21 protein-coding genes are annotated in these 23,834 nt (G+C 74.0%); 4 read left to right on the forward strand and 17 right to left on the reverse strand.

Translation table 11 applies throughout. The annotated features are described in order from the left end of the window. Positions 1 to 32: 32 nt before the first annotated feature. The 6 genes from ACFYWG_RS25950 to pdhA all read right to left on the reverse strand — a co-directional run bounded on the left by ACFYWG_RS25950 (position 33) and on the right by pdhA (position 7,326). On the reverse strand, positions 33 to 1,142 hold the full coding sequence (locus tag ACFYWG_RS25950; protein ID WP_383504054.1) for a potassium channel family protein: 1,110 nt from the start codon (positions 1,140 to 1,142) through the stop codon (positions 33 to 35). Beyond that, positions 1,139 to 2,560, reverse strand: a complete 1,422-nt coding sequence (locus ACFYWG_RS25955; RefSeq protein ID WP_389203877.1) for a molybdopterin molybdotransferase MoeA — start codon at positions 2,558 to 2,560, stop codon at positions 1,139 to 1,141. The genes ACFYWG_RS25950 and ACFYWG_RS25955 overlap by 4 nt, the downstream gene beginning before the upstream one ends. Beyond that, positions 2,557 to 3,594, reverse strand: coding sequence for an NTP transferase domain-containing protein (locus ACFYWG_RS25960; protein ID WP_389203878.1), 1,038 nt, complete (start codon positions 3,592 to 3,594; stop codon positions 2,557 to 2,559). Before ACFYWG_RS25960 ends, ACFYWG_RS25955 begins: the two co-directional genes overlap by 4 nt. Positions 3,595 to 3,680: 86 nt before the next feature. Continuing rightward, complete coding sequence (locus ACFYWG_RS25965) at positions 3,681 to 5,180, reverse strand: dihydrolipoamide acetyltransferase family protein (RefSeq protein WP_389203879.1); 1,500 nt, start codon at positions 5,178 to 5,180, stop codon at positions 3,681 to 3,683. After that, positions 5,180 to 6,184: an alpha-ketoacid dehydrogenase subunit beta gene (locus tag ACFYWG_RS25970; RefSeq protein ID WP_383504058.1), complete on the reverse strand. Its 1,005-nt coding sequence runs from the start codon at positions 6,182 to 6,184 to the stop codon at positions 5,180 to 5,182. The genes ACFYWG_RS25965 and ACFYWG_RS25970 overlap by 1 nt, the downstream gene beginning before the upstream one ends. Next, the gene (gene pdhA / locus ACFYWG_RS25975) at positions 6,181 to 7,326 is read right to left on the reverse strand and encodes a pyruvate dehydrogenase (acetyl-transferring) E1 component subunit alpha (RefSeq protein ID WP_376326452.1); all 1,146 of its coding nucleotides are present in this window, start codon (positions 7,324 to 7,326) and stop codon (positions 6,181 to 6,183) included. Before pdhA ends, ACFYWG_RS25970 begins: the two co-directional genes overlap by 4 nt. 188 nt (positions 7,327 to 7,514) lie before the next feature. Between pdhA and ACFYWG_RS25980 the strand changes: the two genes are divergently transcribed. After that, a complete protein-coding gene (locus tag ACFYWG_RS25980) occupies positions 7,515 to 7,997 on the forward strand; it encodes an Lrp/AsnC family transcriptional regulator (protein ID WP_376326746.1) in 483 nt (160 codons plus the stop codon). A 21-nt stretch (positions 7,998 to 8,018) separates the two neighbouring features. Here the strand turns inward: ACFYWG_RS25980 and ACFYWG_RS25985 are convergent, their stop codons facing one another. Then, on the reverse strand, positions 8,019 to 8,609 hold the full coding sequence (locus ACFYWG_RS25985; protein WP_376326450.1) for a TetR/AcrR family transcriptional regulator: 591 nt from the start codon (positions 8,607 to 8,609) through the stop codon (positions 8,019 to 8,021). Further along, positions 8,606 to 10,123 (reverse strand): 3-hydroxyacyl-CoA dehydrogenase, encoded by a 1,518-nt coding sequence (locus tag ACFYWG_RS25990; protein WP_385411695.1) that lies wholly within the window; start codon positions 10,121 to 10,123, stop codon positions 8,606 to 8,608. Before ACFYWG_RS25990 ends, ACFYWG_RS25985 begins: the two co-directional genes overlap by 4 nt. A gap of 160 nt (positions 10,124 to 10,283) precedes the next feature. Between ACFYWG_RS25990 and paaN the strand changes: the two genes are divergently transcribed. After that, positions 10,284 to 11,975: a phenylacetic acid degradation protein PaaN gene (gene paaN / locus ACFYWG_RS25995; RefSeq protein ID WP_389203880.1), complete on the forward strand. Its 1,692-nt coding sequence runs from the start codon at positions 10,284 to 10,286 to the stop codon at positions 11,973 to 11,975. Between the two features lie 177 nt (positions 11,976 to 12,152). Here paaN and ACFYWG_RS26000 read toward each other — a convergent pair whose 3' ends face one another. The 8 genes from ACFYWG_RS26000 to ACFYWG_RS26035 all read right to left on the reverse strand — a co-directional run bounded on the left by ACFYWG_RS26000 (position 12,153) and on the right by ACFYWG_RS26035 (position 20,315). Next, positions 12,153 to 13,355, reverse strand: coding sequence for an alpha/beta hydrolase (locus ACFYWG_RS26000; RefSeq protein ID WP_389203881.1), 1,203 nt, complete (start codon positions 13,353 to 13,355; stop codon positions 12,153 to 12,155). Between the two features lie 110 nt (positions 13,356 to 13,465). Further along, positions 13,466 to 14,230, reverse strand: coding sequence for a TrmH family RNA methyltransferase (locus tag ACFYWG_RS26005; protein WP_383504063.1), 765 nt, complete (start codon positions 14,228 to 14,230; stop codon positions 13,466 to 13,468). Further along, positions 14,227 to 15,438: an HTTM domain-containing protein gene (locus ACFYWG_RS26010; RefSeq protein ID WP_389203882.1), complete on the reverse strand. Its 1,212-nt coding sequence runs from the start codon at positions 15,436 to 15,438 to the stop codon at positions 14,227 to 14,229. Before ACFYWG_RS26010 ends, ACFYWG_RS26005 begins: the two co-directional genes overlap by 4 nt. After that, positions 15,435 to 16,214 (reverse strand): DUF5819 family protein, encoded by a 780-nt coding sequence (locus ACFYWG_RS26015; RefSeq protein WP_385411685.1) that lies wholly within the window; start codon positions 16,212 to 16,214, stop codon positions 15,435 to 15,437. The genes ACFYWG_RS26010 and ACFYWG_RS26015 overlap by 4 nt, the downstream gene beginning before the upstream one ends. 526 nt (positions 16,215 to 16,740) lie before the next feature. Continuing rightward, positions 16,741 to 17,070 carry a rhodanese-like domain-containing protein gene (locus tag ACFYWG_RS26020; protein WP_333932315.1) on the reverse strand — a complete coding sequence of 110 codons (330 nt, stop codon included), beginning with the start codon at positions 17,068 to 17,070 and terminating at the stop codon, positions 16,741 to 16,743. Between the two features lie 66 nt (positions 17,071 to 17,136). Next, positions 17,137 to 17,958 (reverse strand): hypothetical protein, encoded by an 822-nt coding sequence (locus tag ACFYWG_RS26025; RefSeq protein WP_383504066.1) that lies wholly within the window; start codon positions 17,956 to 17,958, stop codon positions 17,137 to 17,139. Positions 17,959 to 18,060: 102 nt separating this feature from the next. Then, positions 18,061 to 19,494 carry a DUF2252 domain-containing protein gene (locus ACFYWG_RS26030; RefSeq protein ID WP_389203883.1) on the reverse strand — a complete coding sequence of 478 codons (1,434 nt, stop codon included), beginning with the start codon at positions 19,492 to 19,494 and terminating at the stop codon, positions 18,061 to 18,063. 152 nt (positions 19,495 to 19,646) lie between these two features. Next, positions 19,647 to 20,315 (reverse strand): ScbR family autoregulator-binding transcription factor, encoded by a 669-nt coding sequence (locus ACFYWG_RS26035; RefSeq protein WP_383504068.1) that lies wholly within the window; start codon positions 20,313 to 20,315, stop codon positions 19,647 to 19,649. Between the two features lie 269 nt (positions 20,316 to 20,584). On the opposite strand from ACFYWG_RS26035, the gene ACFYWG_RS26040 reads away from it, so the two are divergent. Together ACFYWG_RS26040 and ACFYWG_RS26045 are read left to right on the forward strand one after the other, a co-directional pair. Then, entirely contained in the window at positions 20,585 to 21,532 is a 948-nt protein-coding gene (locus ACFYWG_RS26040) for a ScbA/BarX family gamma-butyrolactone biosynthesis protein (RefSeq protein WP_389203884.1), read from the forward strand. Next, positions 21,529 to 22,452 carry an NAD-dependent epimerase/dehydratase family protein gene (locus ACFYWG_RS26045; protein WP_389203885.1) on the forward strand — a complete coding sequence of 308 codons (924 nt, stop codon included), beginning with the start codon at positions 21,529 to 21,531 and terminating at the stop codon, positions 22,450 to 22,452. The genes ACFYWG_RS26040 and ACFYWG_RS26045 overlap by 4 nt, the downstream gene beginning before the upstream one ends. Positions 22,453 to 22,489: 37 nt before the next feature. Here ACFYWG_RS26045 and ACFYWG_RS26050 read toward each other — a convergent pair whose 3' ends face one another. Then, positions 22,490 to 23,770, reverse strand: a complete 1,281-nt coding sequence (locus ACFYWG_RS26050; protein ID WP_389203886.1) for a cytochrome P450 — start codon at positions 23,768 to 23,770, stop codon at positions 22,490 to 22,492. Positions 23,771 to 23,834: the final 64 nt, after the last annotated feature.

Genomic DNA, 23,834 nt, shown 5'->3' on the forward strand with positions numbered 1-23,834 from the left:
GTCTCCGGCCGCGGGTGCGCCGGTGCTCGCGGCTACGTGTTGCGCGGCATCGGGGGCATCGGGCGGATGTCCGGAGCCACCTGCGTGGCCGGGGTCTTGCGCACGATGGTGATGAGCCGGTCGGTCAGCTCCAGCCGGCCGACGGCCGGGTCGTCGTAGCCGAGCACCCGGTGACCGCGTATGACGCTGACCACCAGGTCGTCGACCTCCCGGGGAGTCTTGCCCACCTCGGCCTTCACGACCGGGCGTTCCATGATGTCGAGACCGCTGCCCTGCTGGATGAGGTCCTCCATCACCATGCCGGCCGACGGGCTGAGCACGGACAGACCGAGCAGCCGGCCGGCGGCGCTGGCGCTGGTGATGACCGCGTCGGCGCCGGACTGCTTGAGCAGCGGGGCGTTCTCCTCCTCGCGGACCGCGGCGACGATGTTCGCCCCGCGGTTGAGCTGCCGGGCCGTCAGGGTCACCAGCACCGCGGTGTCGTCGCGCTGGGTCGCGATGATGATCTGGCGCGCCTTGTGGACCTCGGCCCGCTTGAGGACGTCGCTTCGGGTCGCGTCACCGACGATGCCGGCGTAGCCCTCGGCGGTCGCGGCGTCGATCACCTTGGAGCTGGGGTCGACGACGACCACCTGTTCCTTCTTCAGGCCCGTCGCGCAGACGGTCCGGATCGCGGAGCGGCCCTTCGTGCCGAAGCCGATGACGACGGTGTGATCGCGCAAGGTGGACCTCCAGCGGGTCAGTCGCCACTCCTCCCGGGTGCGTTCGGTGAGGGCTTCGAGGGTCGTACCGACCAGGATGATCAGGAACAGCACGCGCAGGGGCGTGATGACGAGGATGTTCGTCAGCCGGGCGCTCTCGCTGGCCGGGGTGATGTCACCGTACCCGGTGGTGGAGAGGGTGACGGTCGCGTAGTAGAAGGCGTCGAGAAGGGTGATGCCGCCGCCCGCGTTGTCGTTGTAGCCGTCCCGGTCGGCGTAGACGATCAGCGCGGTCAGCACGAGGACCACCAGGGCCATGGAGAGGCGCTTGGCGACCTGGCGGATCGGGTGTTCCACGACGCGCCGCGGGAGTTTCACCCGATGGGTCACCAGGTGCTCGTCGGCCTGGCGGGCGATGGCGTCCTGGCCCGGAAGTTTCACGTGAAACACACCCCGATTCCTGCGGACGCCCAGGGCATGTCGAGCAGTTCCGCCTCCTGTCCCGGACGGGCGCCGCCCGGGGGTACGACGGCCAGCGCGTCGGCCGCCGCGATCCCGCGCAGCATCGCGGGCCCGTTGTAGTGCAGCGGCATCGCCCGGTCACCGCGCAGCACCACGGGGACGAGCCGGGTGTCGTACGGGTGCCCCTGCACGGCGTCCCCCAGCGGCAGCGTGTACGGCTCCGGGGCGGGACGGGCCGAGAGGATCCGCAGCAGCGGCTCGGCGAGCGTGAGCAGCCCGGAGACGGCTGCGAGCGGGTTGCCGGGCAGACCGACCAGGTGCTGCGTCTCGCTGATGCGGGCCAGCAGCATGGGGTGCCCGGGCCGGACCTGGACGCCGTCCACGAGGAGGTCGGCGCCGATGCGCTCCAGGGTGGGGTGGACGTGGTCGACCGGCCCCGCGGCCGTGCCGCCGGTGGTGACGACGACGTCGGCCCGCGAGCTGGTGATCGCCTTGCGCAGGGCACCGGCGTCGTCGCGGACGCGCCGGACGGCGGTGACCTCGGCGCCGAGCGCCCGCAGCCACGGCGGCAGCATGGGGCCGAGGGCGTCCCGGATCAGGCCGTCGTGCGGCAGCCCCTCGGTGAGCAGTTCGTCGCCGAGGACCAGCACGTCCACCCGGGGGCGGGGCACGGCGGTGACGGTGTCGTACCCGGCCGCCGCGGCCAGTCCGAGGACGGCCGGGGTGACGAGGGTGCCGACGGGCAGCAGCTGGTCACCCGCGCGGCACTCCTGGCCGCGCGGGCGGATGTCCTGACCGGTGACGACGTCCCGGGTGGCGTGCAGCCGGCCCTTGTCGTCGGTGCGGCCGTGCTCGCTGCGCAGGACGGCCGTGGTGTCGGCCGGGATCCGGGCGCCGGTGGCGATCGGCACGGCCTCGCCGTCGGTCAGGCGGGCGGGAGCGGCGTGCCCGGCGAGGACGTCCTCGTCCCGGACGGCCCAGGGGGCGGGGCCGGAGACCGCCCAGCCGTCCATCGCGGAGGTGTCGAAGGAGGGCAGGTCGGTGAGGGCGTCGAGCGGGGCGGCCAGGGTCAGGCCCAGGGCGTCGTCCAGGGGCACGGAGACGGGCTCGCGCCGGGCGGCCCGGACGGTGGCCCGCGCGGTGCGCTCGGCCAGGGAGCGGGCCTCAGACCAGGGCGTGGCGCGATGACCGCGCCCGTGCCCCGGAGCGGGGGTACCGGCGTCTCCCTGCGCGGCGGGCCCGGCGGGTCCCTGGTCCCCCGGGGCGTGGTGGTGCGCGCCGGGGCTGTGGCCCCGGCCGCCGAGGGTGCTGTCACTGCTGTTGCGCACGAGGGCGAGCACCTCCTCGACGTCGAGATCCTCGGCGTCCTCGCCGGCGCGGGTGCCGGGCGGGGTCATCCGGCGTCCGGACGGGTGTCAGGGGTGGCGTCGGGGGCGACGTCGCCCTGGGGCTGCGCGGGGGCGGCGTCGTCCCGGGCCTGCCCGGGGGCTCCCGTGGTCTCCCGCGCCCAGCGTTCGGCGAGGGCCGCGGCCTTGCGGGCGGCCTCGGCGACCGCCTCGGGACCGCCCCCGGCCTGCGCGGCGGCGTAGCCGACGAGGAACGTGGTCAGCGGTGCCGCCGGCCTCGCCACCCCGTGGGCGGCGTCGCGGGCGAGGTCGAGCAGTCCACGGGTGTCGACGTCGAGGTCGAGCCCCAGTTCGTCCTTGACGGCGGAAATCCAGTCATCCAACACGTGCCCATGCTCCCTGATGCGTGCCCTGGCGGTGGCGATGTCGTCCCAGGTGTCGCAGTCGAACGACGCGACGGGGTCCGGGACCCGGGTGAGGTGCAGCTCGGCGGTGAGGCGCCGCAGGGGGAGGCCGGCGAGCGTGCCGTGCCGTTCCCGCAGGAGTGCGAGGGCCTCGCGCAGCCGCGGCGCGCGATAGGCGGCCACGAGCGGCTGGTCGCGGCCGTCGGGGTCGGTCAGCAGCGCACCGTCGGCGCCGCTCGTGCGCAGCGCCTCCAGCAGCCGGGCGACGGTCGGCCCGCTCAGGAACGGCAGATCGGCGGAGAGCACCACGACGTCCCCGGCGGCGGTGTGGCGCAGCCCGGCGTCGAGGGCGGCGACCGGGCCGCCGCCGGGCGGGTCCTCCAGGGCCCAGGTGACGGGCCGGGCGGTGGGTCTCGGCGCGGCGACGACGACGGTCGTGCGGGCGTCCCGGCACGCGGCGAGGACGCGGTCGAGCAGCGCGCGGCCGCCCACCCGCACCCCGGGCTTGTCCGCGCCGCCCAGGCGCCGGGCGGCACCGCCCGCGAGCACGACGGCGTCGTGCGCGGCGGGGTCCGTCCCCCGCGCGCGGCCGGTACCGGCCCGGGGCGCTGCACGGGTAGCGGCGCGGGGCGCCGGACCGGTGCCGGCGCGGGGCGTGCCGGTGGGCTCGTCGGCGGTCACGCCACCGAGTATGCGTGCCCCCGCGATCACACGGAACGCGGGGGAGGCGACACGGTCACGGACACCGGCTCACGGGCCGGACGGAATCAGAGCGTCCGCAGCAGCACCGCCGGCTGTTCCACGCAGTCGGCCACGTACCTCAGGAAGCCGCCCGCCACGCCGCCGTCGCACACCCGGTGGTCGAACGTCAGGGAGAGCTGGACGACCTGACGCACCGCCAGCTCGCCCTCGTGCACCCACGGCTTGGGGACGATGCGGCCGACGCCGAGCATGGCGGCCTCGGGGTGGTTGATGATCGGGGTGGAGCCGTCGACACCGAAGACGCCGTAGTTGTTCAGCGTGAAGGTGCCGCCGGTGAGGTCGGCGGGGGTCAGCGCCCCCGACCGGCCCGCCTCGGTCAGCCGCGCGAACTCCGCCGTCAGCGACTCGGCGTCGCGCGCGTGCGCGTCCCGGACGACCGGGACGACGAGCCCCCGGTCGGTCTGCGCCGCGAAGCCCAGGTGCACGTGGTCGAACCGGACGATCTCCCTGGCCTCCGTGTCGACCGTGGAGTTCAGCTCGGGGAAGCGGGCGAGCGCCGCCGTGCAGATCCGGGCCAGCAGGGCCAGGAGGGAGACCTTCGGCCCGCCGGCCGCGTTCATGGCGGCCCGGGCCCGCATCAGCTCCGTGGCGTCCGCGTCCACCCAGCAGGTCGCGTCCGGGATCTCGCGGCGGCTGCGCGCGAGCTTGTCGGCCACGGCGCCGCGCACGCCCTTGAGCGGCGTGCGGATCTCACCGGGTGCCGCGTTCGCGGAGGACCGGGGCGCGGCCGGCCGCGGCGCGTCGGCGATCGGGCCCGCGCCCCGCGGTGCGGCCGCGGTGGCCGGGGCCCGGCCCGTGCCCGGCCGGGGCTGCGCCGCCGGTGCGGCCGTGGTGCCCTGCCCGGCCGCGCGCAGGGCGTACTCGACGTCCGCCCGCAGGATCAGCCCGTCCGGCCCGGAGCCGGTCAGCTCGCGCAGGTCGAGGCCGTTCTGCCGGGCGAGGCGGCGTACCAGGGGCGAGATCACGGGGACCGGCCCGTCCTCGGCCTGCGGGGCCGCGGGGGCGGCAGCCCGACCGTTCACCGCGGGAACGGCGCCCCGGCCGTTCACGGCGGGCGCGGAGCCCGCTCCGCCCGCGGCGGCGCCGGTGCGCCCGGGCGCCGTGCCCTGCACCGGCCCGGTCCGGCGCACCCTGCGCCGCCGCGCCGGTGCCTCGGAGGTGCCGTAGCCCACCAGGACGTTCCCGGAGCCCTCGGCACCGGCGGCCGCGGGGGCCTCGCCGGACACGGCCGCGTCCCCGCCGTCGCCGGACGCCGGGCGCTCCCCCACCGCCACCGTGATCAGCGGGGCCCCGACGGGCAGTTCCGTGCCCTCCTCGCCGAAGCGGGCCGTGACCACACCGCCGTAGGGGCACGGCACCTCGACCATCGCCTTGGCCGTCTCGACCTCCACGACGGGCTGGTCGATCGCGACGACGTCGCCGACCTCGACCAGCCAGCGCACGATCTCCGCCTCGGTCAGTCCCTCACCGAGGTCGGGCAGCTTGAACTCCAGGACCTGTGCCATCAGCTCTCGGCCTCCCACTGCAGACGCGCCACGGCGTCCAGGATCCGGTCCACGCCCGGCAGGTGGTGACGCTCCAGCATCGGCGGCGGGTACGGCAGGTCGAACCCGGCCACGCGCAGCACCGGCGCCTCCAGGTGGTGGAAGCAGCGCTCGGTGACCCGCGAGGCGATCTCGCCGCCCGGGCCGCCGTAGGAGCCCGACTCGTGGACGACGACCGCGCGGCCCGTGCGCCGCACCGAGGCGCACACGGTCTCGTCGTCGAAGGGCACCAGGGACCGCAGGTCGACGACCTCGAGGTCCCAGCCCTCGGCCCGGGCGGCCTCGGCGGCCTCCAGGCACACGGGCACGGACGGCCCGTACGTGATGAGCGTGGCGCTGCTGCCGGGGCGGCGCACGACCGCCCGGCCGAGGGGCTCGACCGGCGCGGGCTCCTCGGGGTTCCAGGAGTCCTTCGACCAGTAGAGCCGCTTGGGCTCCAGGAAGACGACCGGGTCGTCGGAGGCGATCGACGCGCGCAGCAGCCCGTAGGCGTCGGCGACGGTCGCGGGCGTGACCACGTGGAGCCCCGGGGTCGCCATGTAGTACGCCTCGGAGGAGTCGCTGTGGTGCTCCACGCCGCCGATGCCGCCGCCGTAGGGCACGCGGATCGTGATCGGCAGGGGCATCTTGCCGCGGGTGCGGTTGCGCATCTTGGCCACGTGCGAGACGAGCTGCTCGAACGCGGGGTAGGCGAACGCGTCGAACTGCATCTCCACGACCGGCCTGAGGCCGTACATGGCCATGCCGACGGCCGTGCCGAGGATGCCCGCCTCGGCGAGCGGGGTGTCGGTGCAGCGGTCCTCGCCGAACTCCTTGGCGAGTCCGTCGGTGACCCGGAAGACACCGCCGAGGGTGCCGACGTCCTCGCCCATGACGTGCACGGCGGGGTCGGCGGCCATGGCGTCGCGCAGGGCGCGCGTGAGGGCCTGCGCCATGGTGGCCGGCTTGACGGCGACGGTGGTCATCGGTGCGTGCCCTCCTCCGGCCCGGCCTCGGCCTCCAGCTCGGCCCGCAGCTGCTCGCGCTGCTCCAGCAGCTGGGGCGTGGGCTCGGCGTAGACGTGGGTGAACAGGTCCATCGGGTCGAGGACCGGGTCCTGGTTCATCTGCTCGCGCAGGGCGGCCGCCATGGTCTCGGCGTCCTGGCGGGCGGCCTCGATGCCGGCCTCGTCGAGCAGGCCGCGCCCGGTCAGCTCGCGCTCCAGCAGCCGGATCGGGTCGTGCTCGCGCCAGGCCTCGACCTCGGCGTCGCCCCGGTAGCGGGTCGCGTCGTCGGCGTTGGTGTGCGCGTCCATGCGGTACGTGATCGCCTCCACCAGGACGGGACCGCCGCCCGCGCGGGCGTGGCGCACCGCGTCGGAGAGCACCTCGTGCACGGCGGCGGCGTCGTTGCCGTCGACCAGGCGGCCGGGCATGCCGTAGCCGACGGCCTTGTGGGCCAGGGACGGGGCGGCGGTCTGCTTGGCCAGGGGGACGGAGATCGCGAAGCCGTTGTTCTGCACGAGGAAGACGACCGGGGCCTGCCAGACGGCGGCGAAGTTCAGCGCCTCGTGGAAGTCGCCCTCGCTGGTGCCGCCGTCGCCGACCATGGCCAGCGCGACCACGTCGTCGCCCTTGAGGCGGGCGGCGTGCGCGAGGCCCACGGCGTGCGGCAGCTGCGTGGCCAGCGGGGTCGACAGGGGCGCGACCCGGTGCTCGTACGGGTCGTAGCCGGTGTGCCAGTCGCCGCGCAGCAGCGTCAGCGCCTCGGCCGGTGCCACGCCCCGGGCGACCACGGCGAGCGTGTCGCGGTAGCTCGGGAAGAGCCAGTCCTGCTCCTGCAGGACCAGCGCGGCGGCGACCTCGCAGGCCTCCTGGCCGGTCGTGGAGGGGTAGACCGCGAGACGGCCCTGCTTGGTGAGGGCGGTGGCCTGCGCGTTGTAGCGGCGGCCCTTCACCAGCTCCGCGTAGAGCCTGCGCAGCAGCTCCGGGTCGGCCTTCGCGGCCGCCTCGGTGCCGAGGACGCGGTAGGGCTCCGGGTCCGGCAGCAGCGGCGCGGGATCCGTGCGGGGCTGCCAGGCGGGCGGCGGGGTCGGCCGGTACGCGCCCCGCTGCTCCATGACCGTCATGACGGCACCTCCTCGTGGGAGCGGCTTGGAGGCACGTCGCCTGTGACGCGCCTCACCTACCGATTGTTCGGTCGTCGGCACATTTTGGCTACGGGTGGCCCCAGGCTGTGGACAAACGGTTCTCCACAACCTGAGATGGACGCAGTACGTCCATCACCGGGAGGCGGGCGCAGGTGGCATCTGAACAAATGGCCGACGGCCGCGAGGACGGAGGCGCTGCGGCGCCCCGGCCGCTGGACGCCATAGATCAGGACATCCTGCGCATGCTCCAGGCGGACGGCCGCGCCTCGATACGGTCGGTCGCCGAGCGCGTCCACGTCTCACGGGCCAACGCCTACGCGCGCATCAACCGGCTGGTCGAGGACGGGGTCATCCGCGGCTTCGGCGCCCGCGTCAATCACGAACGGGCAGGTCAGGGGACGTCCGCGTACGTCACGCTGAAGATCGTGCAGAACTCCTGGCGCACGGTGCGCGAGCAGCTCCGGCAGCTGCCCGGCGCCTCGCACATCGCCCTGGTGGGCGGGGACTTCGACGTGCTGCTGCTGGTGCACGTGTCGGACAACCGGGCGCTGCGGGAGCTGGTGCTGACCCGGCTCCAGGCGATCCCGGAGGTGCTGAGCTCGCGCACGCTGCTGGTGTTCGAGGAGGAGGATCTGGAGCCGCAGGGCTGAGCCGGGCCGCTCCCGCGCGCGTCAGCCGCTCCTGCGGAGCCCGCCGAACGCCAGCTGCACCACCGCGTCGGCCACCTCGCGCTCGCCCATGCCGCGGCCGTCCGGCCGGTACCACTCCACTATGGAGTTGATCATCCCGAAGACCAGCCGGGTCACCAGCCGGACCTCCACGTCCTCACGCACGTCCCCGTCCGCCGCGGCCGCCTTCAGCAGGTCGGCGACCCGGTGGTCGAAGTCGCGGCGCCGCTCCAGGGCCCACCGCTCGGTGTCGGTGTTGCCGCGCACCCGCAGCAGCAGCGTCACGTAGGGCAGTTCGGCCATGAGCACCTCGACCATGCGCCGCACCACGTACTCCAGCCGCTCCACGGCGCTGCCCACGCGCGCGTGCTCCTCGTCGAGGATGCCGAACAGGCCGTCGAGGGCGCGGCTGACGGCCCGGCGCAGCAGCTCCTCCTTGCCGGTGACGTGGTGGTAGATCGACGACTTGGAGATGCCGGCCGCCTTGGACAGGTGCTCCATGGAGGTGCCGTCGTAGCCGCGCTCGTTGAACACCTGGACGGCGACGGACAGCAGGGTGTCGGGCGTGTACGTGTCGCGCCTGGCCGTGGTCATGAGGCAGGGCCCTCCCGCTTGTCGGAGGCGTGGGCGTGGCGGTACAGCGCGAGGGACGGCGCGTAGCGCCCCGAGGGGTCGCGCAGGTGCAGGTCGTCCAGGAGTGCGTAGGCCCAGAAGCGGCCGAGCCGGCGGCTCCATTCGAAGGGGCCCAGGGGGTAGTTCACACCGAGGCGCATCGCGGTGTCGACGTCCTCCTCGGTGGCGACGCCCTTGGCGACGGCGTCGTGCGCGAGGTCGATGATCCGCGCCACCGTGCGGGCGACGATCATGCCGGGCACGTCCCCGATGACGCTGACCTCCTTGCCGAGCGCCTGGAACAGGCCGGTGGCCTCGGCGAGGGTGCGCGGCGAGGTGTCCTGGGAGGCGGACAGCGCGATCCGGGTCGCCTTGCGGTAGTCCAGGGCGAGGTCGAAGTAGACGACGTCGCGGAACTCCACCGACGTCTGCCCGTCGGCGAGGACCAGCTGGCCGCCGCTCGGCAGCACCAGCCGGGTGCCGTTGTCCTCGTCCTCGTCGCGGACCTCGATCCCCGCCTCGCGGATCATCGCCAGCAGGTCGCCGGCCGGCCCCAGGTCGCCCTCGGCGACGACGTACGCGGGCGGCTGCCGGTGCTCCGCCGTGTCCGGCTCGGGGCGCTCCGCGCCGTCGCGGTGGTCGTACCAGCCGTGGCCGGTCTTGCGGCCCAGCCGGCCCGACTCGACCAGGCGCCGCTGGGCGAGGGACGGGGTGAAGCGCACGTCCTGGAAGAAGGACTCCCACACCGAGCGCGTGACCGACTCGTTGACGTCCTGGCCGATCAGGTCGGTCAGTTCGAAGGCGCCCATCCGGAAGCCGCCCGACTCGCGCAGCACGGCGTCGATGGTCGCCGGGTCGGCGCCCTGCGCCTCGTACACCGCGAAGGCCTCGGCGTAGAAGGGCCGGGCGATGCGGTTGACGATGAAGCCCGGGGTGTCCGCACAGGCCACCGGCGTCTTGCCCCAGGCCCGTGCGGTCTCGTACGCGCGCGTGGCCGAGGTGACGTCGGTGGCGAAGCCGGAGACGACCTCCACCAGCGGCAGCAGCGGCGCGGGGTTGAAGAAGTGCAGCCCCACGAACCGGCCGGGCACGCGCAGGGCGCCGCCGATGGCGGTGACGGACAGGGACGAGGTGTTGGTGGCGAGCAGGCAGTGGTCGTCGACCACGTCCTCCAGCTCGCGGAACAGCGCCTGCTTGACCTCCAGCCGCTCCACGACCGCCTCGACGACCAGCGCGCAGCCGGCCAGCTCGGCGAGGGTCTCGGCGGGCAGCAGCCGGGCGCGGGCGGCGTCCCGGTCGGCGCCCGAGAGCCGTTCCTTCTCGACGAGCCGGTCCAGCCGGGCGCCGATGGCGTCGGCCGCCTGCCGCGCCCGCCCCGGCAGGGCGTCGTACAGCCGCACCGGATGGCCCGCCACCAGCGCGACCTGGGCGATCCCCTGGCCCATGGTGCCGGTGCCGACGACCGCCACGGGGCTGCTGAGGTCGAGTGCTGTCATGTGCGCGATCCTCCCGCACGGGGTTTTCCACAGATGCGGCGGACCCCCTTGAACCGACCGATCGTTCGGTTACTCTAGCCCTGTCCGAGTGTTCCTGCCCAGGTTTCTGCCCAGGTCATGAACTCGACGAGGAGTTCTTGAGACGAGGAGTTGGTCATCCATGACCGCCGCACTCTCGGCGCACGAGCTGATCGCCCGGCACCGGTCCACCCTCGACCAGGCGCTGGAAGCGATCCGCACGCGCGCCTACTGGTCCCCCCACCCCGAGCACCCGAAGGCCTACGGGGAGAACGGCAGCCTGGATGCGTCGGCGGGCAAGGCCGCCTTCGACGCCCTGCTCGGCAGCCGCCTCGACCTCGGCCAGCCCGGGACGGACGACTGGGTGGGCGGCGAGACGTCCCCGTACGGCGTCGACCTGGGCGTGACGTACCCGCACGCGGACCTCGACGTGCTGCTGCCCGCTATGAAGGCCGGGCAGCGGGCCTGGCGCGACGCGGGCGCCGAGCAGCGCGCGGTGGTCTGCCTGGAGATCCTCAAGCGCATCAGCGACCGGACGCACGAGTTCGCGCACGCGGTCATGCACACCTCCGGCCAGGCGTTCATGATGGCGTTCCAGGCGGGCGGCCCCCACGCCCAGGACCGCGGCCTGGAGGCGGTGGCCTACGCGTACGTGGAGCAGGTGCGCACGCCCGACAACGCCGAGTGGACCAAGCCCCAGGGCAAGCGCGACCCGCTGGCCCTCACCAAGCAGTTCACGCCGGTCCCGCGCGGCATCGCCCTGATGATCGGCTGCAACACGTTCCCGACGTGGAACGGCTACCCGGGCCTGTTCGCCTCCCTCGCCACCGGCAACGCGGTGCTGGTCAAGCCGCACCCGCGCGCGGTGCTGCCGCTCGCGCTCACCGTGCAGGTCGCCCGCGAGGTGCTGGCCGAGGCCGGCTTCGACCCGAACCTGGTCGCGCTGGCCGCCGAGCGCCCCGGCGAGGGCATCGCCAAGACGCTCGCCCTGCGCCCCGAGATCCGGATCATCGACTACACCGGCTCCACCGAGTTCGGCGACTGGCTGGAGGCCAACGCCCGCCAGGCGCAGGTCTACACCGAGAAGGCCGGCGTCAACACGGTCGTCGTGCACTCCACGTCCGACTACAAGGGCATGCTGTCCAACCTGGCGTTCTCGCTGTCCCTGTACAGCGGCCAGATGTGCACGACCCCGCAGAACCTGCTGATCCCGCGCGAGGGCATCACCACCGACCAGGGCGCCAAGTCCTACGACGAGGTCGTCGCGGACCTGGCCCGGGCGGTGGACGGGCTGCTCGGCGACGACGCCCGCGCCAACGCCCTGCTCGGCGCGATCGTCAACCCGGACGTGAAGGCCCGGCTGGAGGCCGCCGCCGGCCTGGGCGAGGTCGCCCTGGCGTCCCGCGAGATCACCAACCCGGACTTCCCGGGGGCGGTCGTGCGCTCGCCGGTCGTCGTGAAGCTCGACGGGGCCAAGCCGGACGCGGAGGCCGCCTACATGAGCGAGTGCTTCGGCCCGGTGTCCTTCGCCGTCGCGGTCGACTCGGTCACGGACGCGGTGGAGCTGCTGGCCCGCACCATCCGCGAGAAGGGCGCGATGACGGTCGGCGCGTACACCACCGACCCCGAGGTCGAGCAGGCCGTCCAGGAGGTGTGCCTGGAGGAGGCGGCGCAGCTGTCGCTGAACCTCACGGGCGGGGTGTACGTCAACCAGACGGCCGCCTTCTCCGACTTCCACGGCTCGGGCGGCAACCCGGCGGCCAGCGCGGCCCTGTGCGACGGCGCCTTCGTCGCCAACCGCTTCCGGGTCGTCGAGGTACGCAGGGAGGCCTGACGATCCGGGGGCCCCGGGCGATCGGAGCAGGAGCGCGGGCACGCACCGTCAGGGCGTGCCCGCGCGGGGCACGCGGCTCTCGGAGCGCGCCGCGCCGGGAGACGACCGGCCGGGCCGCCGGGGCGTCACCCGACTCGCCCCCGTCACCCCGCCGCCGCCGTCACACGGCGCCGAGCGTCACAGCACCTCGGTCAGCACGCCGTCCACGTCGATGGCCCAGCTGCCGTCCTTGACGTCGTACACCCTCTTGTCCTTGAGCCACTTCCAGGACATGTGCTGCAGAACCTTCGCCGCTCCGCGCTCCCAGACCGGGTTGTGGTCCCAGCCCTCCATGCGGAACATCAGCTTCCCGCCTCCGGGGACGGCCTTGTACAGCTTCGGGACGGAGAAGTGCAGCAGCGGCCCCATCTCCGGAGGCGTGTTGGCCGTCGTGTCACGGTCTCCGTAGACGATGCACACCGGCACGGTTCCCCCGAGCACGGAGCCTTGCGGCACTGTCTTGTCGTTCCAGCCCCACCAGTAGGAGTTGCGCCACCGCATGACGCCCTCGGGCTGCCCCGGTACCGAGCCGCCCCACTCCCTGCCGACGCTGTCGCTGTCGAGGACGGCCTGCCACACGGCGTCGGCCACTTCCTTGTCGCCGATGCCCGCTTGCAGTGTCGTCTTGCTGGTCAGGTTCATCGGGAAGCCGAAGACGGCAGCCGGCTGCGACTCGGGCTGCGTGGGCAGCGGCGTCCCGGGAGGGGGAGCGAAGGGGTGGGCGCTGTCGGCCGACCACCGGCCGTTCGGGGGGAACATGGGTGCCAGCAGGAAGAGACTCGCCACATCCCCGGGGTGCTGGAGCGCATACGGCCCCATGACGAAGGACGCCGCCGACCAGCCGATGAAGGAGACCTTCTCGTCGTTGCTCCGGTCCCTGACGAACGCGACGACGGTGCCCAGCTCGTCCCATTCGCTCTTCGAGTTGCCCAGCTGATGCGGGTAGTTCGCTGTCGGGTCGCAGTCCGCCGTACCGGGGTTGTCCTTCAGAAGGCCCCGCTGGGCCGGATTGGCATTGCACGGATCGTGCATCTCAGGACGCGGGGAGCGCCCGGAACCCTGCAGATCCATGACGTATACGTCGTATCCCCGGCCCGCCAGCGCCTGGGCCCAGCTGAGGCTGGTGTCCGGGTGCGGAGAGCTGCCCTTCGGAGGGAGCACGACGTCCAGTCCGGGAAGGGCCGGGACGCTCCTGCCGTGGAGCATGAGGACCGGCTTGTGGGTGCCTCCGGATCCGTAGGCCTCGTACTGCCGGACGAAGAGGTTGACCTTCTTCCCGTAATTGGCCGGGACAGTTGATGTGTGCTCGACCTCGTGGTCGATCGGAGTCAGGTGCGACATGGTCGCCTCCGGATGTGTTCGTTCTCGAAGAACCTCCCCGATAACCAGCCTTTACCTGTTGGGAGTACGGGGCAACCGGTGAGCAACCAGGTTAAGAGGCAACCACTTTGTCAAAGATTCAAAGCCGCCTGTTCACCGATCGCACCGCAGCTCCAGTGGTACAGGGTCATCGCCACGCTCGTCGCCAGGTTGTAGCTGCTGACCTGGGGGCGCATGGGCAGGGACAGCAAGTGGTCGGCCCGGGCGCGCAGTTCGGGGGACAGGCCCGTGCGTTCCGAGCCGAACGCGAGGACGGCGTCGTCCGGGAGCGTCACACCCCGGAGGTCGTCGCCCTCCGGGTCCAGGGCGAAGAGGGGCCCCGGCGGGAGTTCGCCGACCGTCAGGCGCTCCACCACCGTGGCGAAGTGCAGGCCCGCACCGCCGCGCACGACGGTCGGGTGCCAGGGGTCCACCGTCCCGGTCGTCACCACACCGGTCGCTCCGAACCCCGCCGCCAGGCGGATCACCGCGCCGGCGTTGCCCAGGTTGCGCGGGTTGTCCAGGACCACGACCGGGGCCGTGCGCGGGGTGTGCGCCAGCTTCTCCAGGTGCGAGGCGCGCGAGGGGCGGACGGCGAGGGCGGCCACGGCCGTCGGGTGCGGGCGCGGCACGAGCGAGGCGTACGTCTCCTGCGGCACCTGGGTCAGCAGGCCGTCCAGCGCCTGCCGCACGTCCGGGGCCAGTTCGCCGGCCAGGGCGAGCGTGGCCGCCCGGTCGGCGGTGACCGCCACCGGCACCTCGGCGCCGAAGCGCAGCGCGTGCTTGAGGGCGTGGAAGCCGTCGAGCAGGACGGTCTCGGCGGCGATCCGGTGCCAGAGGGTGACGGGGTCGGTCATGTCCGGAAGCCTACGTGCGCGGCATCGGTGTCCCGCGGCGCGCGCTGCCCGGGCACCGGTGCCCGCCGGCCGCGCCGCAGCAGCCGGTCCCGCGCCCGGGCCGTCGCCCCTCCCAGACGCTTCAGGAAGCCCGTCGGCAGGAACACCGCGTCCGCCGCGATCATCGCCAGCGAGAAGAACGGCAGCCCCAGGACGACGGCGATCGCCACGTGCTCGGTGATCATGACGGCGAGCAGCACGTTCTTCACCCGCCGGTCGAGCAGGGTGAACGGGAAGGCGACCTGCACCAGGACCGTCCCGTACGTCACGAGCATGACCATCGTGCCGCTGGCCGACAGCAGGTCGGCGAGGGCGGGCCAGGGCGAGAAGTACTCCAGGTGCAGCGGGTAGTAGACCGCGGTGCCGTCCTGCCAGCGCGAGCCCTGGATCTTGTACCAGCCGGCCGTCGCGTAGATCAGGCACGTCTCCGCCATGATCACGAGCAGCGCGCCGTTGTGCACGATGTCGCCGACGACGTCCAGCAGGTGCCGCTGCTCACCGTTCGGGGCGAGCCGCCCCACCAGCCACCACAGGGCCTGCCCCGCCCACACCGTCCACAGCAGGGCCGGGATCAGCCAGTCGCCCTCCATCCGCCCGGACAGGGTCACCGCGATCAGTGCCGCCCCGAGCACCGCCCACAGGGCCGGGCCCGTCCGGTCGGTGACCCGTTCGCCCCGGGCCCGGGCCGCCTCGTCGCGTGCGGCGCGCCGGGCGTCCAGGGACCACACCCGGCCGCAGCGCGTGAACACCAGGTAGACGGACATCAGGTGCAGCACGTTGTCGCCGCCGTCGCCCATGAAGACGCTGCGGTTCTGCAGCGACAGCACCCCCACCATGAACAGCACCGACATGGTGCGGGTGCGCCAGCCCAGCATCAGCAGGGCCGCCGCTAGGACGGCCAGCGCGTAGACGGCCTCGAACCAGATCCGGCCGTCGAACCACATGAGGGCGGTGAAGGACCCGTTCGAGCCGATCAGCTGCTCGGCGAGGTCCCGGCTCCAGGGGCCGTCCGGGCCGTACAGCTCCCCGCGGTGCGGGATCTCGCGCAGCAGGAACAGCAGCCAGGTCGCGCCGAGGCCGATGCGCACGATCGCCGTCTGGTACGGGCCGAGGGCCGCCTCCGTGACCCGGGCGACACCGCGCGAGACGGCCAGGGACCAGCGGTTCATCCCACGCCCCCCTCGGCCTCGTCCTGCGGCACCCTCCACCAGGGCAGCTCACGGTAGGACGGCGTCGTCGCCACCTTCTCCCGGCTCCACTCGGGCGGGGGCACGTTGCTCGTGCGGGAGCGGAACTGGACGCGCTCCACGGCCCCCTCGCTGCCCGTCGTGGCACGCACCGCGTCGGCCCGGTCCAGGCGCAGCACCGCGATCCGCCGCAGGTACGCCTCCGAGAGCGCGCCGCGCATTCCCACCGGCCGGTTCCGGCTGTCGTGCGTGGCCACGTAGAAGTCCCAGGCGCGGCGCACTTCGTTCTGCTGGGTGTGGCTGGGCAGCGGGTTGCCGTCGATGGCCCGGCCGTCCTCGGCGGACAGGTCGTACCAGCCGGTGGTCACCGCCGCGCCGTCCCGCCCCCGGACCTGGGCCCGGACCTGGACCGAGATGTTCTGCTGGAGCGGGTTCGGCGCGAACAGCTTCCAGTTCTGCTCGAACTCCGGGTAGATCCAGTCGTCCACCGCCTTGCCGTGCTGCCGGGTGAGCGTGTTGGCCGGAGCGACGTGCAGGAAGGTCATCCCGATGTGCGCGCAGACCCCGATCGCGACGACCGCCAGCGCCACCGCGACGGCGATCCGGTAGCCGAGGGGGAGACCGGCGATGCCGGGGCGGGGTCCGGCGGGGACGCCGGACGCGGGTGGCGCACCGGGGGACGGGTCCCCGTCCGGCCCTCCGGGCCCGGGCCCGCCCGGCGCGTGCCGGGTCGTCGAGCCCTCGTCGTACGCGTCCATTCCGCCCCGTTCCCGATCACGGTCCGTCGTTCCGCCCGCCCGGTCGCGAGGGCGTCGTGCCGCCGCGCACCACCGCGCGGCTCCGGCCACGGCACGGTACTCAGCCGGACCGCCCCGGCACATCCCCCGTCACCGGTCCACGGCCGTGGCCGTCGCCACATCGCCCGCGGGTCGACCGTACGGCGGTCCCGGCCGCCGCGGGACGCGAACGACGCATCCGGCACGGCCTGGCTACGGCTACGGCTACGGCTACGGCTACGGCTACGGCTACGGCTACGGCGCCCACGGCCTCGCGTCGCCGGTGGAAGCCGTCGCCGCACATCGCCGGGCGTGGCCATCGCCGCGCGGGCGGGAGCCACCACTTCGTGTCACGGACGGCGGCCGTCCCCTCGCGGGCGGGAGTCCGCCTCGCCTCGCCGGGGGGAGTCCGCCTCGCCTCGCGCGCGCAGCCGCCTCACCCATATCCGGCCCGGCACAGGTATGGCACAGGTACAGGCATGGCACCGGCACCGGTCGACGCAGGGACCTAGAGGACGAACCCCTGCTGTCCGTCGTCCGTCACCACCGGGCGGCCCGCCGCCTCCCACACCTGCATGCCGCCTTCGACGTTCACGGCGTCGATGCCCTGCTGGGCCAGGTACATCGTGACCTGGGCGGAACGCCCTCCGGACCGGCAGATCACATGGACCCGGCCGTCCTGCGGGGCCGCCTCGGTCAGCTCCCCGTACCGGGCGACGAAGTCACTGATGGGGATGTGCAGCGCGCCTTCGGCGTGACCGGCCTTCCACTCGTCGTCCTCCCGGACGTCCAGCAGGAAGTCGCCGTCCTTGAGGTCCGCGACCGCGACCGTGGGCACACCAGCTCCAAAATTCATGCGCCCGACGCTACCGGAACCACCCGCCGCGGCGGTCCGGCCCGGAACTCAGCCCGTGCCCTCGCCGAGCAGCGCGGCCAGCTCGGTCTCCCGCTCGTCGACCTGGGTGAGCAGTTGCTGCCCGATCTCGTCCAGCAGCCGGTCCGGGTCGTCCGGGGCCAGTTGGAGCATGTGCCCGATCGCGCTGTCCTCCAGCTCCTTGGCGAGCAGGGCCAGCAGCTCCTTGCGCTGGGCGAGCCATTCGAGGCGCGCGTACAGCTCCTCGGCGCGGCTCGGTCCCCGCTTCAGCTCGGGTCCCTTCGCCCACTCGGCGGCGAGTTCCCGCAGCTCGCTCTCCTCGCCGCGGGCGTAGGCGGCGTTGACCCGCGTGATGAACTCCTCCCGCCGCGCGCGCTCCTCCTCCTCCTGCGCGAGGTCGGGGTGGGCCTTGCGGGCGAGGTCGCGGTAGAGCTTGCGGGCCTCCTCGCTGGGGCGGACCCGCTTCGGGGGCCGGACCGGCTGGTCCGTGAGCATGGCGGCGGCCTCCGGGAACAGGCCGCTGTCGTCCATCCAGCCGTTCAGCAGCTCCTCGACGCCGGGGATGGGGGCGAGGCGGGCCCGGGCCTCCTCCGCGCGGCGCCGGTCGTCCTGGTCGCCGGTGCGGGCGGCCCTGGCCTCCAGGATCCTGGCGTCCAGCTCCTCCAGGCGGGCGTACAGCGGCCCGAGCTTCTGCTCGTGCAGCCGGGAGAAGTTCTCGACCTCGACACGGAAGGTCTCGACGGCGATCTCGTACTCGATCAGCGCCTGCTCGGCGGCCCGTACGGCCCGCTCCAGCCGCGCCTCGGGCCGGGCGGCGTCGCCGCCATCCTGCTCAGCTTCCGGGGTCGTCACCCGACCAGCGTAGGCCACGCCCCGCCCGCGTCCGCGCACCGATTCCCGGCGCCCGGCCGGACAGCGGCCGGGCCCGTGGCTGCGCAGTCCGGCGGGGCCTGCCTACACCCCCGTCTCCGCCGCGATCTTCCCCGCTCTGATGCCCGCCAGCAGATCCGCGTGGTCCGCCTCGGTGCGGTCGGCGTAGGCGACGGCGAAGTCGGCCACCGCCTCGTCCAGCTCCTCGTTCTTCCCGCAGTAGCCCGCGACGAGCCGCGGGTCGGCGCTGTGGGCGTGGGCCCGGGCCAGCAGCGCGCCGGTCATCCGGCCGTAGTCGTCGAGCTGGTCGGCCGCCAGGGCCGCCGGATCGACACTGCCCTTGCGGTTGCGGAACTGCCGGACCTGGTAGGCCCGCCCGTCGACCGTCGTCCAGCCCAGCAGGTTGTCGCTCACGACCTGCATCCGCTTCTGCCCCAGCACCACCCGGCGGCCCTCGTGCCCGGCCTCCGGCACCTCGACGCCGGCGGTCAGCAGATGCGGCACCAGGGCCGACGCCCGCGCCTCCTTCACCTGCAGCACCAGTGGCTCACCGCGGTGGTCCAGGAGCAGCACGACGTAGGACCGGGTGCCGACGCTGCCGGTGCCGACGACCCGGAACGCCACGTCCTGCACCGCGTACCGGGCGAGGAGGGGCAGCCGGTCCTCCGGCAGGGTGCCGACGTACTCCTCCAGGGAGAGCGCGACCGCCGCGGCCTCCTCGTCGGGTACGCGCCGCAGTACCGGAGGGGCGTCGACGAAGCGGCGCCCGCCGTCCTCGGTGGCCTCGGTCGACTTGGCCGCGAAGCGGCCGCTCGTGTTGTGGCGGGCCTTGTCCGAGATCCGCTCCAGCGTGCCGAGCAGGTCGTGGGCGTCGGCGTGGGACACGAGCTGCTCGTCCGCGATGGCGTTCCACGCGTCCAGCACGGGCAGTCCGGCCAGCAGCCGCATGGTGCGGCGGTAGGCGCCCGCCGTGTCGTGCGCCGCGTTGCGGCACTGGTCCTCGTCCGCGCCCGCCTCCCGGCCCGCGAGCACCAGGGAGGTCGTCAGGCGCTTGAGATCCCACTCCCAGGGGCCGTGCACCGTCTCGTCGAAGTCGTTCAGATCGATGACGAGTCCGCCGCGCGCGTCGCCGTACAGGCCGAAGTTGGCCGCGTGGGCGTCCCCGCATATCTGCGCGAGGATGCCGGTCGTCGGCGTGCGGGCCAGGTCGTACGCCATGAGACCGGCGGAGCCGCGCAGGAACGAGAACGGCGAGGCGGCCATGCGGCCGACCCGGATCGGGGCGAGCGCCGGCAGCCGGCCGCGGCCCGACTCCTCGACCGCGCCCAGTGCGTCGGGGCGGGAGGCGTCGAGGTCGAGGGCGGCGTGCGCCCGGCGCGGAGTCCGCCCGCGCAGGGCCTTGCCCTCGCGCTTCGGCGACCCCTCGGCGGGCCACTGGGCGAACCCGCGCACCCGCGGCAGCCGGTGCGCCGCCCCGTGCCCGCCACCGGTCGTCGATCCGCTGTCTGTCCCGGTCATCGCGACCGCCTCCCCCGTACCCGCACGAACATCAACTCCTGCCGACGGTACAACCGGCTCCCGAACCGCGGCAGACCCTGTGGACAACTGACGCCCGAACCGCGGCAGACCCTGTGGACAACCCCGCGGCTGTCCCCTCACCCCGCGCCCCCTCAGCCCCCGGACTCACCCCGCGCCCGCGCCGCTGCCGCGTCGCCGTCCCCCGCCAGCAGCCTCTCCCCCCGGTCCGCCGAGACCTCGAGCCGGGCCAGCACCGCGGGCACGGCGATGCTCGGCAGGAAGTGCTCGAACAGCACCAGGACCCGCTCCTCCAGGTCCTGCCGCTGGCAGCGCAGCTGGGACAGCAGCTGCACCCCCGAGAAACTGCCGACCAGCAGCTCCGCCGTGGCCGCCACGTCGACGTGCGGCAGCAGCTCGCCGCGCTCCTTGGCCTCGCCCAGCGTCCGCGCGTTCTGGTCGATCCACATCTGGAAGGCCGGTTCCCGGTCCAGGTCGACGGCCCCCTGGTCGAGGGCGAGCCCCACGCTGGCCCGTACCAGGGGCTCCGACTTCAGCCGGCGGGCCAGCACCAGCCCGGAGTCGACGAGTTCCTGGAGCTTGATCGGTTGCGGCGGCAGCGTCAGCGTGAGCTGCTCCTCGAAGACACCGGCCGCCAGCTCCTCCTTGGAGCCGAAGTGGAAGTACAGGGCTCCCTTGGTGACGCCCGCCCGCTCCAGGATCTCCCCGATCGTCGCGGACGTGTAGCCGCGTTCGTCGAAGACGGCCGCGGCCGCCTCCAGGATGGTCCGCCGCGTACGGATCGCGCGCTCCTGGCGCATCATCGGGTGCCTCCTGATCTCCGTCTGTCCTGGTGACGTCGCACGACATCGCCCTGCGTCGGCGGCGGGAGACCCTGTCCGGGCGGTGTGCTCCACCCTTCGAAAAGGACCGGCGCGCCTTTGAAAACGACCGGCGCGTCCGTACCTTAGTCGGACGCCGACCGCAGCCACGCAGCCGATCCCGGGGGGTTCCCGTGCCGGAGACAGGCCCTTCGAGCGCGCTGACGCAGGCCCGGACGGGAGCCGGGCGTCACCCCGCGGACCGGGATCTCGTGGCCGTCGGACCCACGCCGCCGCGCCGCGACCCCCGTCCCCCGCAGACGACCGTCACCCGCGAACTCGCCCATCGCACCTCCGAGACGGACGTCTTCCCCGCCCGGTGGCACCGAATCTCGGACACCCGCTTCCGCTTCACCGCGTACTGGCCCGCCGCCCACGCCTTCTTCGGACCCGTCGACGGGCGGCACCAGGATCCGATGATCGTGGGAGAAACGTTGCGCCAGGCCTCGATGGTGCTGGCGCACGCCGAGTTCGGCGCCCCGCTCGACACCCATTTCGTCATGGGGGACCTGGCGGTCGGCACGGACCCCGCCGCGCTCCGGCTGGCGGAGGCGGACGAGCCGGTGGAGATCGACGTCGAGTGCTCCGAGGTGCGCCGCCGCGGCCGCGGGCTGGCGAGCATGCGCACCACGATGGAGTTCCGCCGCGCGGGCCGCTTCGTCGCCCGCGGCACCGGCAGCACCGGCTGCACCTCGCCGCTCGCCTACCGCCGCCTGCGCGCCGGGCGTCTCGACGCCTGGGACACCCCCGTGCCGCCGCTGCCGGGCCTGGCCCCCGAGGTCGTGGGCCGCTCCCGCGCCGCGGACGTCCTGCTGGCCCCCACCGGCCGCCCCGGCGTCTGGCGGCTGCGGGTGGACACCGGCCACCCGAACCTCTTCCCCCGGCCCAACGACCACGTCCCCGGCATGGCCCTGTTCGAGGCGGCCCGCCAGGCGGCCGCCGCCGCGTCCGGCCTGCGCCCCTTCCTGCCCCGCTCCCTGTCGGTCGTCTTCGCCCGCTACACCGAACTGCACGAGCCCTGCCTGCTCGCGACCGAGGTGCTCGGCGCGGACGACCGGCGGGAGGTGACGGTGCGGGTCACCGGACGCCAGGGCGGCGAGAGTGTGTTCACGGCCGTACTGACCTGCGCACGGACGGTGCCGGTACGGTCCCTGGGATGACGACCCGTCTTCTGATCACCGGCGCGAGCGGATTCATCGGCAGCCGGGTGGCCGCCGAGGCGCGGCGCCGGCCGGACGTGCGCGTCCGGCTGCTGTCCCGCCAGGCCCCGCCCGGCCCCGGGCACGTGCGCGGCGATCTGGCCGTCCCGCCCTCCCTGCGCGGTGCCTGCGCCGGCATCGACGTCCTGGTCCACTGCGCCTCCAGGATCGGCGGCGACCCGGGCACGGCGGCGGCCGTCAACGACCACGGGACCCGCGCCCTGGTGGAGGAGGCCGTGCGCGCCGGTGTGCGCCGGATCGTGTACGTGAGCACGGCCGCCGTCCACGGCCGGGGACCCTTCCGGGGGGTGGGCCCCGCCGAGGCCCCGATCGCCCCGGCCTCGCCCACCAGCCGCAGCCGGGCCGCCGCCGAACGGCACGTGCTGGACGCGGGCGGCCTGGTCCTGCGTCCGCACCTGGTGTACGGCGAGGGCGACCGCTGGGTGATCCCCGGGCTGGTGCGGTTGATGGACGCACTGTCGGCCACGCTCACCGGCTGCGACGCGCTCCAGTCGATGATCGACGTCGGCACCCTGGCCCGCGCGGTGGTGGCCGCGTCCCTCTCCCCCCGGTACGCCGCCGGCGCGCACCACGTGAACCACCCCGAGCCGGTCCTCGCCACGGACCTGGTCGGGGCCGTGTGCACCGAGGTCGCCAGGCCCTCCGACGACGCCCGGGTGGACGTGGCCACCGCCCTGCAGCGGGCCGCGGGCTCGCGGCAGGCCCTGCACCATCTCGGCATGCTCACCGTCGACCACTGGTTCGCCGACGACGCCTTCTGGAAGGACCTGGACTGCCCGCCGGGCGAGGGGTTCGCGGCCGGGTTCGCCCGCGCGGCGCCCTGGTACCGCTCCTACTTCGGCAACCGGACGGCCCCCTGACCGGCTAGGACCACCCCGGCTGCTCCCGGACCGCCGGCTAGGACCGCCCCGGCTGCTCCCGGACCCCCGGCCCGGACTCCGGCCCGTGCAGCAGCACCGGCAGGCTCTCGTGGCCGGTGGAGATGATCGACCGCAGCCGCCGGGGCGGGTGCGCGGGGTCGGCCAGGGCCAGCCGCGGGAAGCGCGCGAACAGGGACGACAGCGCCACCGTCGCCTCGGCCACGGCCAGGGGCCGGCCCAGGCAGTGGTGTACCCCGTGCCCGAAGGAGACGTGGTCCCGGCTGGTCGGACGGGTGAGGTCGTACCGGTCGGCGTCCGGCCCGTGCCGCTCGGGGTCGCGTCCGGCACCGGCGAAGGAGACCACGAGGGGATCGCCCCGCGGGATGGTCAGCCCCGGCTCGATCTCGATGTCCTCGACGGCGTACCGCAGCCCCGACATCGCGCCCGGGGCCTCCAGGCGCAGCGACTCCTCCAAGGCGTCCTCCCAGCTCGCGCGCCCGGAGCGGACCAGGGCGAGCTGGTCCGGGTGGGCGAGCAGGCTGTGCACCGTGTTGTCGATGAGGTTGACGGTCGTCTCGAAACCGGCCGTGAGCAGCAGGATCAGGTTGTCCATCAGCTCCTGCTCGCTGAGCTCGCCCTGGTCCCGGGCGGCGATGAGGGCCGTCGTCAGGTCGTCGGCCGGGTGCGCGCGCTTGTCGCGCAGGAACGCGGTCAGCGTGTCGTAGAGGTCGACGGCGTTGGCCTGGGCGTCCTCGAGGGAGATCGCGGTGTCGAAGAAGCGGCCGATGATGCGGTACAGCGCCGCCCGCGGGCCGTCCGCGCCGCGCGGTACGCCGAACAGCTCGCACACCACCTCGTGCGGCACGGGAGCGGCGAACTCGGCCCGCAGGTCGACGACTCGGCCCGGCGGGAGGGCCGCCAGGCGGTCCAGCGCGCGGTCGACGATCTCCCGCACGCGGGGCAGGAGCGCGTCGACGCGGCGGCGGGTGAAGGCGGCGGCCATCGGCCTGCGCAGCCGGGTGTGGTCCTCCCCGTAGGCGGTGACCATGTTGCGCACCGAGACCCAGATGGCCAGCGGCCAGGTGCGGGAGATGTCCCCGTTGATCCAGGCCGGCCAGTGCCGGTAGGCGTCCTTGCTGGTCTCGGGCCCGGCCAGGAGCCGCTTGTTCAGCTCCAGCCCGTTGATCCACCAGGCCCGTACCCCGCCGGGGAGTTCGACCTCGACGGCCGGGCCGCCGGTGCGTATGCGGGCGATCTCTCCGTAGAGGTCGCGGCCGGACGGATCGATCTTCAGGAAGGGGCAGCCCTGCTGTGCCATGACGTGGCTCCTCGGTCCGGAGGTCGGGCCACCATGGTGCGATCCGGACGCCCGGAGCACGGGG

The sequence above is a fragment of the Streptomyces sp. NPDC003456 genome (genome assembly GCF_042878735.1).
Classification (GTDB): domain Bacteria; phylum Actinomycetota; class Actinomycetes; order Streptomycetales; family Streptomycetaceae; genus Streptomyces.

Bases quoted from the DNA above. Each gene is read 5' to 3' on its own strand.
- ACFYWG_RS26035 (WP_383504068.1), bottom strand. From the start codon at position 20,315: ATGATGCGCCAGGAGCGCGCGATCCGTACGCGGCGGACCATCCTGGAG.
- ACFYWG_RS26045 (WP_389203885.1), top strand. From the start codon at position 21,529: ATGACGACCCGTCTTCTGATCACCGGCGCGAGCGGATTCATCGGCAGC.
- ACFYWG_RS26030 (WP_389203883.1), bottom strand. From the start codon at position 19,494: ATGACCGGGACAGACAGCGGATCGACGACCGGTGGCGGGCACGGGGCG.
- ACFYWG_RS26005 (WP_383504063.1), bottom strand. From the start codon at position 14,230: ATGACCGACCCCGTCACCCTCTGGCACCGGATCGCCGCCGAGACCGTC.
- ACFYWG_RS25970 (WP_383504058.1), bottom strand. From the start codon at position 6,184: ATGACCACCGTCGCCGTCAAGCCGGCCACCATGGCGCAGGCCCTCACG.
- ACFYWG_RS25990 (WP_385411695.1), bottom strand. From the start codon at position 10,123: ATGACAGCACTCGACCTCAGCAGCCCCGTGGCGGTCGTCGGCACCGGC.
- ACFYWG_RS25980 (WP_376326746.1), top strand. From the start codon at position 7,515: ATGGCCGACGGCCGCGAGGACGGAGGCGCTGCGGCGCCCCGGCCGCTG.
- ACFYWG_RS25955 (WP_389203877.1), bottom strand. From the start codon at position 2,560: ATGACCCCGCCCGGCACCCGCGCCGGCGAGGACGCCGAGGATCTCGAC.
- ACFYWG_RS25965 (WP_389203879.1), bottom strand. From the start codon at position 5,180: ATGGCACAGGTCCTGGAGTTCAAGCTGCCCGACCTCGGTGAGGGACTG.
- ACFYWG_RS26010 (WP_389203882.1), bottom strand. From the start codon at position 15,438: ATGAACCGCTGGTCCCTGGCCGTCTCGCGCGGTGTCGCCCGGGTCACG.
- pdhA (WP_376326452.1), bottom strand. From the start codon at position 7,326: ATGACGGTCATGGAGCAGCGGGGCGCGTACCGGCCGACCCCGCCGCCC.
- ACFYWG_RS26015 (WP_385411685.1), bottom strand. From the start codon at position 16,214: ATGGACGCGTACGACGAGGGCTCGACGACCCGGCACGCGCCGGGCGGG.
- ACFYWG_RS25985 (WP_376326450.1), bottom strand. From the start codon at position 8,609: ATGACCACGGCCAGGCGCGACACGTACACGCCCGACACCCTGCTGTCC.
- paaN (WP_389203880.1), top strand. From the start codon at position 10,284: ATGACCGCCGCACTCTCGGCGCACGAGCTGATCGCCCGGCACCGGTCC.
- ACFYWG_RS26050 (WP_389203886.1), bottom strand. From the start codon at position 23,770: ATGGCACAGCAGGGCTGCCCCTTCCTGAAGATCGATCCGTCCGGCCGC.
- ACFYWG_RS26000 (WP_389203881.1), bottom strand. From the start codon at position 13,355: ATGTCGCACCTGACTCCGATCGACCACGAGGTCGAGCACACATCAACT.